The 14,316-nt window shown below is 35.5% G+C and carries 14 protein-coding genes and 3 pseudogenes; 10 read left to right on the top strand and 7 right to left on the bottom strand.

What is annotated here, in order from left to right:
• The first annotated feature begins 894 nt into the window (after nt 1-894).
• On the top strand, nt 895-1,080 hold the full coding sequence (locus IHO13_RS01900; RefSeq protein ID WP_225538019.1) for a hypothetical protein: 186 nt from the start codon (nt 895-897) through the stop codon (nt 1,078-1,080).
• A 430-nt stretch (nt 1,081-1,510) separates the two neighbouring features.
• Here IHO13_RS01900 and IHO13_RS05965 read toward each other — a convergent pair.
• Nucleotides 1,511-2,735: pseudogene (locus IHO13_RS05965) on the bottom strand (P-loop NTPase fold protein).
• 3 nt (nt 2,736-2,738) lie between these two features.
• On the bottom strand, nt 2,739-3,344 hold the full coding sequence (recR, locus tag IHO13_RS01880) for a recombination mediator RecR (protein ID WP_255586064.1): 606 nt from the start codon (nt 3,342-3,344) through the stop codon (nt 2,739-2,741).
• 475 nt (nt 3,345-3,819) lie between these two features.
• Between recR and IHO13_RS01875 the strand changes: the two genes are divergently transcribed.
• The 3 genes from IHO13_RS01875 to IHO13_RS01865 all read left to right on the top strand — a co-directional run bounded on the left by IHO13_RS01875 (nt 3,820) and on the right by IHO13_RS01865 (nt 4,844).
• Nucleotides 3,820-4,056, top strand: coding sequence for a hypothetical protein (locus IHO13_RS01875; RefSeq protein WP_225538015.1), 237 nt, complete (start codon nt 3,820-3,822; stop codon nt 4,054-4,056).
• A gap of 109 nt (nt 4,057-4,165) precedes the next feature.
• The gene (locus tag IHO13_RS01870) at nt 4,166-4,441 is read left to right on the top strand and encodes a hypothetical protein (protein ID WP_225538014.1); all 276 of its coding nucleotides are present in this window, start codon (nt 4,166-4,168) and stop codon (nt 4,439-4,441) included.
• Between the two features lie 13 nt (nt 4,442-4,454).
• The gene (locus IHO13_RS01865) at nt 4,455-4,844 is read left to right on the top strand and encodes a hypothetical protein (protein WP_225538013.1); all 390 of its coding nucleotides are present in this window, start codon (nt 4,455-4,457) and stop codon (nt 4,842-4,844) included.
• Nucleotides 4,845-4,851: 7 nt separating this feature from the next.
• On the opposite strand, the gene trpS is transcribed toward IHO13_RS01865, so the two are convergent.
• From trpS to rpsP, 4 genes are all read right to left on the bottom strand, one after another.
• Nucleotides 4,852-5,952, bottom strand: coding sequence for a tryptophan--tRNA ligase (gene trpS, locus IHO13_RS01860; RefSeq protein WP_225538012.1), 1,101 nt, complete (start codon nt 5,950-5,952; stop codon nt 4,852-4,854).
• Nucleotides 5,953-6,335: 383 nt separating this feature from the next.
• A complete protein-coding gene (locus tag IHO13_RS01855; RefSeq protein ID WP_225538011.1) occupies nt 6,336-6,896 on the bottom strand; it encodes a nucleotide exchange factor GrpE in 561 nt (186 codons plus the stop codon).
• A 61-nt stretch (nt 6,897-6,957) separates the two neighbouring features.
• Nucleotides 6,958-7,944, bottom strand: a complete 987-nt coding sequence (locus IHO13_RS01850) for a polyprenyl synthetase family protein (RefSeq protein WP_225538010.1) — start codon at nt 7,942-7,944, stop codon at nt 6,958-6,960.
• 18 nt (nt 7,945-7,962) lie between these two features.
• Nucleotides 7,963-8,289: a 30S ribosomal protein S16 gene (rpsP, locus tag IHO13_RS01845; RefSeq protein WP_225538009.1), complete on the bottom strand. Its 327-nt coding sequence runs from the start codon at nt 8,287-8,289 to the stop codon at nt 7,963-7,965.
• Between the two features lie 680 nt (nt 8,290-8,969).
• Here rpsP and IHO13_RS01840 point away from each other — a divergent pair.
• The 6 genes and pseudogenes from IHO13_RS01840 to IHO13_RS01815 all read left to right on the top strand — a co-directional run bounded on the left by IHO13_RS01840 (nt 8,970) and on the right by IHO13_RS01815 (nt 13,656).
• Nucleotides 8,970-10,148 carry an aspartate aminotransferase family protein gene (locus IHO13_RS01840; RefSeq protein WP_225538008.1) on the top strand — a complete coding sequence of 393 codons (1,179 nt, stop codon included), beginning with the start codon at nt 8,970-8,972 and terminating at the stop codon, nt 10,146-10,148.
• A 109-nt stretch (nt 10,149-10,257) separates the two neighbouring features.
• The gene (locus IHO13_RS01835) at nt 10,258-11,544 is read left to right on the top strand and encodes an HlyC/CorC family transporter (protein ID WP_225538007.1); all 1,287 of its coding nucleotides are present in this window, start codon (nt 10,258-10,260) and stop codon (nt 11,542-11,544) included.
• 9 nt (nt 11,545-11,553) lie between these two features.
• Nucleotides 11,554-11,819, top strand: a pseudogene (locus IHO13_RS01830) (DUF2312 domain-containing protein).
• Nucleotides 11,812-12,374 (top strand): annotated as a pseudogene (locus tag IHO13_RS01825) (UbiX family flavin prenyltransferase). Before IHO13_RS01830 ends, IHO13_RS01825 begins: the two co-directional pseudogenes overlap by 8 nt.
• Nucleotides 12,375-12,377: 3 nt before the next feature.
• The gene (gene folD, locus IHO13_RS01820; protein ID WP_225538006.1) at nt 12,378-13,274 is read left to right on the top strand and encodes a bifunctional methylenetetrahydrofolate dehydrogenase/methenyltetrahydrofolate cyclohydrolase FolD; all 897 of its coding nucleotides are present in this window, start codon (nt 12,378-12,380) and stop codon (nt 13,272-13,274) included.
• Between the two features lie 178 nt (nt 13,275-13,452).
• On the top strand, nt 13,453-13,656 hold the full coding sequence (locus IHO13_RS01815) for a polysaccharide deacetylase family protein (RefSeq protein ID WP_225538020.1): 204 nt from the start codon (nt 13,453-13,455) through the stop codon (nt 13,654-13,656).
• Nucleotides 13,657-14,120: 464 nt separating this feature from the next.
• On the opposite strand, the gene IHO13_RS01810 is transcribed toward IHO13_RS01815, so the two are convergent.
• Nucleotides 14,121-14,316, bottom strand: a 196-nt coding sequence (locus IHO13_RS01810; protein ID WP_225538005.1) for a hypothetical protein, incomplete at its 5' end; no start/stop codon positions are given.

Genomic DNA, 14,316 nt, shown 5'->3' with positions numbered 1-14,316 from the left:
ATAACGCCAATTTTAAAGTATTATAGAGTCAAAACTTGCCACTCGGGGTTTCTTTTGCCTTTTTTCTTATTTGGTAAATTTCTTAATATCTATTACTAAAGTAGTACCAAGAATCCCAGCATCAAGTATTGGGATGACAAAAAAGGCTACTGGAATGAGTGTACCGTAGAAGCGGCAAGCTGAAGCTGCACAATAGATGAGGGTGGGCTCCTCGGAACCGATTTACAAGAGCAAGCTTCAAATATCCATAAGCTGCTTAGGTTAAGAGCCAAGATAGTGAACGTTATGGAAAAGATGCAATTGTGCGTCATATGTGAAATAGAGGCGAATGAAAATAAACCACTGAGGAAGTGTCGAAAGGCCATGTCAAAACCAGGGCTAATCTGGTTACCGGGAAACTTGTTTACTGGGTAAGGTTACCTTGAGTTTGTGTAGATATTTGTCTGCCAGCACTGTTACTATAAAATCAATATCTCTAAATTTATAATCATATTAGTTGATAATTTTAGAGGTAAAAATATAACCAATATAAAATACAACAACGTAGTATTTCTTTTGCTGCTTCAAAAGCAAAATTTTTGAACGGCACGCTTCAAGTAGATTCTTCATCTAATGAGTCAATATTTGACAAGAAATTTAAGTATGAAGTAGAACTTCCGTGTGTTATTCATACCACAGCAAGAAAAAATAAAGTTAGGAGCGGACTTAATGAACTAAATCTAAAGAAAGAAACTAATTCTGCTGCTTGAGAGCCTAATGCTGTGAAGAAGGAGAAAGTTACTTTTGTGAACCCGGAGTATCATATTATTTCGGATAATGTTACTGAAAGTCAGCATACTTTGATTGAATACATGATGCAAAGAGTCAAACCCTTTTAAGACAACGAGGAAAACTGTGCCAGTGTATGAGAATGTTAATGCATTTGATAACACATTTGAGCAGAATAACCATCAGGAAAGTTCTGATTTGCATCAAGCAACTGACGAACTAGAAACTATACAGCTCCTTAAAACATTAAGCAAGGAAGAGAAAGAAAGTCCTGGTTTTTCTCCTAAGCAGCAAGATAAATCAAAAGGTTGAGACTAACAAAAAAACTTATGATCCACTTGACAGAAATACAATCTGTCAAGGTAAAAAGCGTTTTAGTCCAGAAAGATTAAATGTTCACCCACTGTTATGCAACAAAGCCGACATATATGGCAGTATAACTACTGGTACTAAACCTTATTCAGCTATAGAAAGGTGTAGGTTACACACGATGGCAGTGAGCTTGAAACAAAAACAAAGAGAAATCATGGGTTTCAATCAGATCCAAGATTAAGTATATAAAGGCTGATACTGCAGTTTGTTCTATTACTAGAGGTAACGACAAAAAAAGGCGTTAGACCTGAAGCTTCACATGAACAAGGGCCTTTATCAGAGGCATATAAAGTTAATGTGAAGGAACTAGCAAATAGGTTCCTCGGTTAAAATTGTGACCCCTGCTTTGTGCATCAAGACAGGGATGTTTTCAAAACAGAATATTTCTTACTTGCTTACAATATCTGATTTTTTGTCTGCGAAAGCAGCATTAAGAGAAATTCTAAGTTTTTCCCATTCTTCTTGGCCATTTATACAGTTCAAAATTGCAGGCTTATATTCATTTTCAATTTTTTCTAATCCCTTTTGGTATAAAGAAGCCAGCTCCTCATATGCATCAATATCTATGGATTGTAATATTACCAAAAATGAAAACAAATTCGGAGCAGATAATTCTTCCTTTGTGTAATTCAGAAGACACAGTTTTATTTTCTTTGTACAGTATTCTACTGTTTCTAACGATAGTGATAGACTTTCCGCATAAAGTATGAAACTACTTATAATTAAACTTTGTGATTTTTTCGGTAATTTTATATTTTTAAATAGTTCTGTATAAATTTTTTTATCGGGTGTCTTGGCAAGTGCAAGGAGAGGTCAGTAAAAGACTTTTAGTCAAAATTTGATCCGAGTACTGTGCTAATAGCTTTATATACATTACTCTTATCTCTACTGACAGAAATGATAAAGACGAGCCCATCTATATCAAGCATATATTTTATAGATTTCAGAAAATCAATGATGCATTTAAGACGGCATATATCAAGATCATTCACCATTATATAGATGTTTTTGTCTTCTCTAATTCTATTAACTACTCTTGCTAACTGTGTTTTAAAGTCTTCAAGTTTTCTTTTCTTCTTTGAAGAATACTCAGCTCTCTCAGTATACAACCAATATCTTTTTTGTCAGCCTCTTTTGCAGCATCGAGAAACACAGAAAGCATAGCGAGTGGAGATTTACTAATTAGCTTGCCAGTGTGTTTAAAGAAAACAGCTCTCGGTTCACGTCCTTAAACCTTCGTATAATGCCTCTTCTCACTTCATGTGATGCAAATAAATCCTCAAATAGTAAACTTAAAAAGAAGGCAGCGATTGATCCAATACGTTGATATCCCATGCGCTATAATAAGCTACAATTTCGTCTTGTTGCTTTAACTCTTTTATCCACTCTTCTAGAAAAAATGTCTTGCTCCATCCGTTATATCCTTCTAAAGATATCATTGTAAAAGACTGATCAATTGTTTTAATTATAGTATTGAATTTGCTTGAGAATTGCTGATAGTTTAGGCAGTCGCTTTCCCAAGCTACCGCTTTAGGTGGTGACACTGCTTCTTTTTTTCTGAAAGTTATCAGTAATATAAGTTTTTTTAAGCACATATACTATTTTATGTTCAGTTCGTATTCCTGTCTTGAAGCAAGGGCAGCTCTTAGCGTTCCTTCATCTAGGTAGTCGATTTCTCCACCCATTGGTATGCCGCAAGCAAGGCGTGATATTTTCACATCCAAGTTTTTTAGCAATTCAATTATATACTGCACGGTAACCTGACCCTCTAATGTTGGATTAATTGCGATAATAATCTCTTCAATTTTATACTCTGCAACTCTTTTAGGGATAGTACCAAGGTTAAGTTCTTTTGGACCTACGCCGTTTATTGCAGACAACTTACCACCTAAAACGTGATACATACCTGAATATATACTACCTTTTTCAAACGCCCATAAATCACCTAATTCTTCTACTACGCACAGTAATTTGGTGTCACGTTTTGGATCAGTACAAATAGAACACGGTGATTTAGTATCTAGATTTCCACAGACCTTACACTCTATTATAAGATCTGCCAGCTTTTTGATTAAAGATGCAAGTGGTAGCATAACTTTTTCTTTATTTTGGAGTAAATATATAACTAACCTGCGTGATGATGATGGCCCTAAACTTGGCAATTTAGAAAAAACATGAACTAAATTTTTTATTTTAATGTTCATTCAATAAATTCAGATAGGCCATCAAGATGGTAACATTAAACCCTTTATATAGGAAGTAGTAAATTTCTCTTATCTCACTTTAAGTTAGCTATGAGGATTTATAGATAACTTACTAAACTTTAACTTTTTAGGTCTATATTTCAATAAATATAGAGTAATAATTAATATAGATAATCTATTTAAGAGTGGCAATTATAACGAGAATCTCAATTCTTTGATACAAGTTACAAAGCTGAAAGACACAAAACAAATTGATGAGCAATATGGCAAAACGGTAAGAGATTTATCCCAAGCTCTGAGGGGTTTTACAAGCAGGCAGAAGATGTAGCTAAGTTTGTTATATGTACTGACTTGAATAATTATGTAGAGCCGGTGGATAAAAAGCCATTAGCCTTTTGGAATATTAAAGAGAATATGGCTAGGGAAAGATGTTCCGATTAAGAATGACAACATAAGAAATTTTGCTCAAGATAGATTGCAGAGTTTTACTATAAAAAAAGCAGCAAAATATACAAATGTTTTTGGGAGAATTAATTGCGTAAAAGAAGGACTCGATATTGTCTTGAAAGAAGGATGTGGTATCATCTTGAAAGAAATTTTAGATTCAAGGCGGAGTGAAAAAGAGGAACATAAATCGTATGAAGTAAACTTGGAGAGCGCAATAACATCAAAGCAAAGGAAAGAAGAGCAGCCAAAAAAAAGAATCTACTAGTAATTGCAGGAAGAAAGTAAAACGATCAGCTCCTCCGCCACCTCCGACTGCTCCGAATGAGCTTAAACCTTAGCCTCAGAAAAAGGTTGCTACTACTGAGAAGAAGAAGGTGCGCTTTAAATCAAAACCAGAGATTATATCTTTTGATGATTCGGGATATGGAAGTTTATCAGATGAAGAATCTGATAAAAAAATATCTAATTACCAAGAAAAAGAGTCAATTTGCGCAACAGTCCCTAAGGAACATATAGAAGCGAAAAGAGCAAATAAACAACAGCAACAACCTAAACCTAAATCTCCAAAGCCTAAAAATCTGGGTCATGTTGATCAACAAGTGAGTACGAACCCAAGAATAGTAAGGGTGACTCTCAAAAAAATCAGCTAAAAATAAACTGACAGTGCCGATAGAATCTGAGAGTCAAGGCCGTAGGCAATCAGCACAAGAAGCTGCTGATCGGGCAGCAACAGAAGTAAAAGTGGTTGCTGTGAAAAAAGAAGTAAATAGCAAAAAGGATGGCAGAGTAAAGTCAGTGATAGGAAAAATTGAGCAAGATCAAGCTGATGAGAGAAAAGCTACTCCTGCTGCACAAGCAGATATCAGTGTGGAGAAATACCCACCAAAAGCTGCCTTTCAACCTCACTCGTTTCCAGCGAGAAATGAAAGACCTGAAATGAACCCTATAACAGCAAAGTCCGATCCCAAGCCTCTAGTTAGTAAAAAGCCTCCTTTTACACATGTCAGTGTAAAAGAAATGGCTGCACGATTTAAAAGTCATAGAAAGAAATAGCTGTAACTTATTGGATAAACCCTATAACGTCCTTTATTTCTTTTATGCTTTGGTTTGCAATCTCTGCTGCTTTTTTTGTACCTTTCTTTAATATTTCATGTAAATAGAATTGATCTTTTAAGAGGTCTCTCATTTTCTTACGTATAGGTGATACAATGCTGATGATTAAATCAGCCAACTCCTTTTTAAAGTACTTCATATCGTGCTTATTCATCTCTTCGCATATTCTGTCTACATCAAAACTACTCAGTGCTGAATAAATGTTTATCAAGTTACTTATCTCTGGGCGGCACTTTAAAGTAGCAAAGTCAAAGCCTAGCATTGAGTCTGTTTTTGCTTTTCCTATTTTTTTAACGATTAAATCGTCTGTGTCGTCAAGGCTAATGTGCGAGTATTCTGAAGGATCAGATTTACTCATTTTGCTTGTGCCATCTCTTAAGCTCATTATTCTTGATGCATGGTCCAAAACTAGGATTTCAGGCACAACAAAATAATTTATTTTGTAGTGATTGTTAAAAGCCAATGCAACATCGCGAGTGAGCTCCAAATGCTGCTTTTGATCATCACCAACAGGAACGTATTTAGTTTTATATAGCAGTATATCTGCAGCCATAAGTACTGGATAGCTATATAACCCTAAAGAGGCTTTTTGTTTATCGCTACCGGCTTTATCTTTAAATTGAGTCATGCGACTAAGCCAACCAACTGGTGTATAACACCCAAGTAGCCAACCGAGTTCTGCATGACTGCTGACTGTGGACTGACTAAAAATAATGGACTTTTCTGGATCTACTCCGCACGCAATGTAAGCCGCTGCTGTTTCAAGAATATTACTTCTTAATTTACTGGCAGGAAGTTTATTAGCTGTGATTGCATGCAAGTCAACAACACAGAAAAGAGATTTATATTTATCCTGTAAGTCTACCCACTGCTTGACTGCACCAAGATAGTTACCTAAGTGCAGTATGCCACTTGGTTGAATGCCTGAAAAGACAATGGAATCTTTCAAAGCTTGATTTCTGATAGTAGTTTTGCTCTGCTTTTCAAATGCACTCGAGTATTCTGTGATGCGTTTTTCCTCTTCGTTATTATAACAACTAGATGTCATCCTAGTGCCCCGACACATAATCGTAAGAACACTATGATTTCGAGCCTGAGGATATCATTCCAGTGCTTGACACTGGGATCCAAAAATTTTACTAAGTTGATGAACATAAAAGTAGCTGTTTTATGTTAAGACACAACGTTTTCAATAGGATTGTGTGCGGATTGGATTCCAGTGTTAAGCACTGGAATGACACCTTTATGCTCGAGGTAAAATCCACTATAACATTTAACACACTGTTTCTGGGACAAATGTTTGTACAGTCTTGTGTTCTGACATCCATTTTCTTTTTCTGTATTCCAGCGTCGCGTGCTGGAATGACACCAAACTGGGCTATTGATTTTCCGCTTAAATAATAGTTATAAGGAAAGTCCGACCTTTGATATTTATGCATTTTCATCAGATTTTTTAGAAATAACAACCATTGCAGGACGGAGCAACCTACTTTTAATAGTATAACCAGTTTGTAAGACTTCCACGATAGTACCAGTTTCTTTTTCATTATCTTCTCTTTCCACAACGGCTTGGTGTAAATTACTATCAAAAGACTCTCCCATTGGGTCCATTTCTTCTATTCCATGTTTTTTCAGATCATTCATAATTTTTTGATGAGCTACTTTGATTCCTTCATGAACAGGATCTCCATCTTTTAAATTTTCCATCACTCTTTTTAAATTGTCGCACGAGTCGATCATATCACGTGCAAATTGTGTAACTGCATAATCACTTGCATCGCTGATTTGCTTTTGCATTATACGTTTGACGTTTTCATTATCTGCAACAGCACGACGTAAATGATCTTCAAGTTGAGCTGCACGCTCTTTCAACATATTGAGATTCTCGTTAAGATTATCAGTATGTTTGCTACTATCTTGTTGGCCTTCGCTTTTTTGCTTATTTACCATATTGGTAAACTTCTTTTTTCTTTCCTTGCTACTATCTGACATATCATTAACCTTAAGAACCTAATAAATATATAGCAACTAATCTGAAAATATCAAGAACTAGCTAAACTTGTCTTTCTATGCTTGTATTCAAAAAGTCAATCAAAGCAGTTTTATAAGGAGAGTCAGAAAAAGTACTAATATCATTTAGCGCCATGGTAACATAGTGCCTTGCATTTTTTATAGAAAGCTCAACGGCATTGTGGTGGCTAATATAGCACAGCGCCTGGTCAAAATTGCGCTCAGCTGAAGAAAAACATTTTTCCCAAAATTTTCGTTCTACTAGGCTTCCTTTCTCGTATGCTATAATGGCAGGTAAAGTTACCTTGCCCTCAAAAAAGTCTTTTCCAACTTGTTTTCCAGAAGCGCCTTGATCAGCAGTATAATCGAGCATATCATCAATTATTTGGAATGCCATGCCAAAATTAAAACCAAAATTCTTTAATCTTTCTGTTTCATCACTTGTAGCACCAGATATTACAGATGCAGCTTCACAACACGCAGAAAATAAAGACGCTGTTTTTTCTTCAATGATATCGAAATAATTTTTCCGAGTAGTGTAAGGGTTAAAGCGTGTCGTCATCTGTTTTATTTCGCCTTTTACAAGCAAATGTGACGCTCTAGATAAAATAGAGAGAACATTTAAATTTTCACATCCTATAAGCCATCTAAATGCTAGAGTCAATAATAGGTCACCAACTAAAATGCTCGATTTATTTCCCCAAATTTTATTTGCTGTTTTAACTCCATGGCGTGCTTCACTTTCATCGAGCACGTCATCGTGAAGTAAAGTAGCATTGTGTATAAATTCTACCGATGCAGCAACTCTAACTCTGTCCTCCCCAGAGTAGTTCAGCATTTTGCATAAGATGAAGACAAATTTAGGCCTTATTTTTTTTCCACCCGACCCAATAAGATGAGATATAATATCAGCAGCGAATTTGATGTCTTCATCATCAACGTTTCTGAAGATAAAATCTTTCATAGCTGATAAATCAGAAGATATAATATCGTCTAATCTACCATTATTTGTTAAACTAGTGTTCAACATTAAAGAGACTTATGCCTCTTATTCTTTTACTTTCTGTGTTGCTATTTTCTTTTCCTCTGTTTTTTTTGCTTCTATCTTCTTCTTTTTTATTTCTAGAATGATCATACCTTTTTCGATGAACCATAGCACTCTCTTGGTTGGTTGCGCACCCACATTTAACCAATGTTTTAATCTATCAACTTTTACCACAACACGATTTTTGTTGTCTTTTGGTAGCATTGGATCATATTGCCCTATTCTCTCAATAAAACGCCCATCTCTTGGTGCCAGCGAATTAGCTACAACTATCCTGTAAAAAGGGTGTTTCTTTTTACCAAATCTTGCCAACCTTATTTTAACTACCATGTTAACCTTTATTCATGCGTTACTTACAATTTTATACAATAAGCAATTTAAGTCAAATGAATTTTTTTACAATAGACTGCTTGCATAACCTAAATTAATCAGAAAAAGGCAATTTACTGTCTGCCACTACCTGTGGAACTCATCCGATAACACGTAGCGGGATGATGGTTTTGAATCTTCAGGGTGTCATACTAGTACTTCCTTTTTTGTCATCTCAATCTCTATGTTGTCACCCTAGTGCTTGACACTGGGATCTGGGATGCTATTTTAGTAATAAATATTAAGAAATTTACCAGGCAAAAAGAAAAGGCAAGACAATAAAACCCAGCGTTGGGTGATGTCTTAAACGACTTATAAGCGCGTTTCAGCTTGTATGGGTAGAAACTTGAAGTTTTAAAAAAGACATGTAGTGCACATAATACGCCAAATACAAGCTTTCTTATTATTTTAACCTACACAGATTAGAAAGTTAAATAACAGCTTCAATACTATGGTAAGGGAACGGAGGAATTTGTCAAGTAGTCTTTTGTTTCTGATGGGTGTTATATGCCTAGCGTGCTGCTAAAAATTGGTTTGGTATGGTTATGTAAAAAGCTAACGACAACTTAAAACTTAGCAAAGGAAAAGCTTTGTGCTAAGGGAACATTTTAAGTATAACGTGGATAGTTTACAGCACTTAAATGAATCACATTGTCAATGCGTATAATAGATTTAAAATTCCTATAGTTAGGGGAGAAGGGGTATATCTTTTTGATAAAGACAGCAAAAAATATCTAGACTTTGCTGCTGGTATTTCTACAACCTCTTTAGGACATTGTCACCCATATATTGCAGATAAGCTGAAAGAGCAATCAGATTTATTATGGCACTGCTCTAATATTTTTACTATTCCCGAGCAAGAAAGGCTTGCTGAGCGTTTAACAGCACTTACTTTTGCAGATAAAGTCTTTTTCTGTTCAAGCGGACTTGAAGCAACAGAAGCTGCAATTAAATTTATTCGCCGTTATTTTTATTCAAAAGGGCAAGAAAAACGCAACCGCATTATTACAATCGAAGAGGGGTTTCATGGCCGCAGTATTGCTGCAATTTCCGCTGGAGGAAATGAAAAATCACGCGAGGGTTTCGCTCCACTCCTTTTTGGTTTTGATAAAGTGCTAAGGAACAACATCAAAGCGCTAGAGGAGAAAATCAGTGATGAAACAGCTGCTGTGTTTTTAGAGCCCATACAAAGTGAGGGTGGAGTATATACACTGGATGTAGAATACCTTCACAAAATAAGAGAAATAACAAAATCTCAGAAAATGATCCTGTGCTTCGATGAAGTGCAATGCGGGTATGGGCGTATTGGTTCTTTATTTCATTATCAAAATATAGGAATCGAACCTGACATTTTAACTTGCGCGAAGGCTATGGGTAACGGGTTTCCCTTAGCTGCATGTTTAGTAAGAAATTATATAGCAGAAGCAATTACTCCAGGAACTCATGGATCAACTTATGGCGGTAATCCGCTTGCCATGACTGTTGGTAACGCAGTGCTCGATATAGTGCTGAAAGAAGGCTTTTTCGACCATGTTAGAAGGGTTAGTAAGTACCTAAAAGAAAAATTACTACTGTTAGCTAGGGAATTTCCGGGGATAATCTCAGAAATTCGTGGAGAGGGTTTGTTAATAGGAATAGAGCTTAAAGCTCCTTTTGCTGATAAAATTGTTAGCCGATCCCTTGACAAAGGTTTAATAATGACTAAAGTTTTAAATAATAGAGTAGTGAGAATAACACCTCCACTTGTTGTTCATGATAAACATGTGGATGCGGCGTGTGATACACTCTATAATTCACTTTTTGAAATTAAAGATATATAAATATTTTAGAAAAATATAAAGTCCAGCTATACAAAATTTCAAACTTGCGAATTCTTTTTATAACATGTAAAATTAACTCTGTTTTTTGTCACAATAACATCATACTTCAATGGATTGGTTATTGGTTTCAATATTATCGGTAAATTTTGTTTTATTGATTTTATCGTTTTTATTTTCAGGAGCAGAAATAGGTCTAACCTCAATCAGCCGATCTCGCGTTAATAAGCTAAAGCTAGAGGGCAACAAAAGGGCCAAGATAATAGATCGTTTGTTAAGTAAAAAAGAATTAACAATAGGAACAATGCTCCTCGGCAATACGATTATTAACATTACTTGTTCCGCTTTATTTACAGCGATATTTATAAATTTCTTTGGAAGTGAAGGCGTATTTCTATCAACGATTGTAATGACATTTTGTATTTTGCTGTTTTGCGAGGTATTACCAAAAACTTACGCCATGCAAAATCCTGAAAAATTTACATTATTTTTCACTTATTTTGTACTGTTTTTTGTCAAGATTTTTTCTCCATTGACATTAGGCATTCAGTTTATTGTCAATCTTATTCTAAAGTTATGTAGGCTTCATAAGAATAGGGAAGTAATATCTGCAGCAGATGCGATGCGTAATATGATTACTCTTCATCGCAGTGAAGGAACCATGTTGCAACAGGATTTAGATATGCTAAGCAGCATACTTGATTTAGCTGAGACAGAGATATCGGAAATTATGACCCATAGGAGAAACCTATTTTCTCTTGATATAGATCGAAATAAAGAAGAATTGACAAGAGAAATTTTAACCAGCAGCCACAGTAGGGTGCCTTTATGGCAAAAAGAACCAGATAACATTGTCGGAGTAGTTCATGTAAAAAATCTAATAAACGCTTTGCGCGAAAAGGATAATAAAATAGAGGAGGTTGATATTGTCCAAATTATGTCAAAACCTTGTTTCTTACCAGAAAGTACACCTCTTAGCGTTCAACTACATAACTTCCGTCAAAACAGAAAACATCTTGCGTTTGTTATTGATGAGTATGGAACACTGCAGGGAATTGTAACTCTTGAAGACATATTGGAAGAAATAGTTGGAGAAATTTCCGATGAGCATGATTTAATCACGGAGAATTTTATAAAGAAAATATCTGACAATGTATATCATATCGAGGGAAAATCAACTATTAGGGACATTAACAGACAATTGCACTGGAATCTTCCTGATGAAGAAGCTACAACTCTAGCAGGTATGATTGTAAATAAGGTAGAGCGCATTCCTGACGAAGGCGAAGAATTTTTCATATATGGTTTTCATTTCAAGATTTTAAAAAAAGATAAAAACATTATTACTGTTATTGAAGTACAAGTAAAAACTGATCATACTATGACAGCGATTAATTAGTTAGGTTTTATGGAAGACGCAGTAAAAATAACAGCCAATGAGCTAAAAGGTTATATAGAAAGAATCGAAAAATTCGAGCAAGAAAAGAAGAATGTGCAGGATCATATTCGTTATGTATATACAAAGCTGCAGGTAAAGATTGGGATACAAAGGTGATGAAACAGGTTATCAGACTAAGAAAGATGGATGATGATGACAGGGAAGAACAGGAAATATTACTTGATACTTATAAACGCGCATTGGGAATGAGTTGCGAAGAAGACTCAAGTGAATAGCAGAATTGTAATTGGAATAAGTGGAGTATCTGGTTCTATTTATGGTGTGCGTATTTTAGAAGTGCTAAAAGATGCCGACTATGAAACTCATCTAGTAGTAAGTTGCGCTGGAAAAACCACCCTGGCTCATGAAGTTGCAGAAAGACTTGAAGACGTCACATCACTTACAGATTTTTACTATTCTGAAAGAAAAACAGGAGAAAGAATAGCGAGAGGTTTGTTTGAAACTTTAGGGACGATCATCGCTCTATGTTCTATGAAAACAATATCTGAAATTGTGTCAGGTGTCACCTCCAACCTGCTAACGGGAGCTGCAGATGTAACTCTAAAAGAAAGAAGTAAATTAGTTCTTGTGGCGCGAAAGTCGCCGCCGCATTTTGGTCATTTACGAAATATGTTAAAATTGACAGAGATGGAGCAATTATTGCTACACCAATGCCAGCTTTTTATATTAAACCGAAATCTTTGGAGGGCATTATAAATCATTCCATTGACAAAGTATTAAGTTTATTTGATATCAAATTATCTGGCTTCAGAGAGTGGCAAGGAGTATAGTAAGTGGCAATTATCATTGACGGCAAGGAAATAGCAAGTGACCTGTGCAAGAAATTATCACAAAAAATCGAAGCTTTAAAGAAGAAGCACAACATCTTTCCTTGTCTTAAAGTAATTCTTGTGGGTAGCAACCCAGCAAGTCAAGTCTATGTTCGTAATAAACAAAAAAAAGCAGAATCAATAGGCATAAGTTCTGAGACTATTATTTTGCCTGATAATATTTTAGAAGATGAATTAATTGCAAAAATTAATGAGTTAAATTCAGATCCGTCTATGCATGGTATTTTAGTACAATTGCCTTTACCAAGCCATATTAAAGCGAGCAGAGTAATTAATACAGTAAGCGTTGAAAAAGATGTGGATGGCTTTCATGATGAAAACGTTGGCCGATTAGTTAAAGGTGAAAAAAATTGCCTTATACCTTGTACTCCTAAAGGTTCTTTGCATTTAATTAAATTGGTTGAAGGTAACCTTTCAGGTAAAAACGCAGTCGTGATTGGCAGATCAAACATCGTGGGTAAACCGATGTTTCACCTGTTGTTGCAAGAAAACTGCACTGTTACCATTTTGCATTCACAAAGTAGGAATCTAGCTGAATGTTGCTCTAAAGCGGATATAGTAGTTGCAGCGGTTGGAAAGCCAAATTTTGTCCAGAAAGACTGGATAAAGAAAGGGGCAATAGTGATTGACGTTGGCATAAATAGTGTGAATGTAGGAGGGCAGACAAAGCTCGTAGGTGATGTTGATTTCGATGGAGTAAAAGAAAAAGTCAAAGCTATCACGCCAGTGCCTGGGGGCGTTGGTCCAATGACCATTGCGCTTTTGATGATAAACACTGTTATTGCTGCTTGTCTGCAAGAGAAAATTGATACTTCTGACTTTGTGGCCCAAGGTCTATAATTGCAGTAAGGTAGGATAAAAGATATGAGAATGGCAGGGCTTAAAGGACGGCTAATAACAATTTTTCTTTTGCTATACTCAACCGAGCTTTCTGTGGTGGTTGTAATTTTAATTTACCATATCGCGGGCTCAGTTGTAATTTAGGTCTATCATACAGAAGTTTAAGTAACATAAAAAAATTGTTAATAACAGTGGTAAATTCGTTGCGCCTACATTTGACAATGAAACATCTAACAGTAGAGTAAACAATATTATCAATGTTTTAAAAAGCTATAAAGCAAAAGCGACATTTTTTCTTCTTGGTGAACATATAAATAAAAAAACGTCCGAGATAGCAAAGAGAATCTATAATGCAGGCCATGAACTGGGCAATCACTCTTGATTGCATAGAAAGTTAACATCGCTTTCAAGTGAAGAACAATTGCAAGAGTTGGAGAAGACAAGTATGGCAACTTAAAATGCAACAAAGCAGGATGTAAAATGGTTTCGTATACCATATAAATGTCATGATGATAATTTGATTGAAAACATTAATTGATTGAATATGTATTTGATATTATGGACAGTTGACTCCCTAGATTGACAAGGTAATAAACCAGAGATCTTAGTTGAAAGAGTTATAAGCAACGTGCACAATGGAGCAATTACACTGTTCCATAACCACAACAACAAATCAAATACAGCTGAAGCTTTACCTCAGATTATTAAGATACTAAAAAAGTTGGGTTATGAGCCTGTTACATTAAGTAAGTGGGAAGGAAGGGTTTGCAGTGTATTTAAAACTGAAAGTATTGAGAGGAGAAGAAACGTATAATTTAGATTCACCAAAATACATTTACAACTAGATCAGTATACGAATGTTGAAACATCTAATTCCAACACAGTATCATTTCTCCTCTTATACCAATCTCTACTGCACAGAAAGCAGACAGGTGCCGTTTTGCCAGTCAACATGGTGTAATCCCAACATCTACTTTTCCTGTCATCCAAGTGACTTTTTTCGTCATTCCAGTACTTGATACTAGGATCTACCATATTAAAC

This window comes from Wolbachia endosymbiont of Mansonella perstans, assembly GCF_020278605.1.
Classification (GTDB): domain Bacteria; phylum Pseudomonadota; class Alphaproteobacteria; order Rickettsiales; family Anaplasmataceae; genus Wolbachia.
This window is presented reverse-complemented; position numbering and strand designations above follow the sequence as displayed.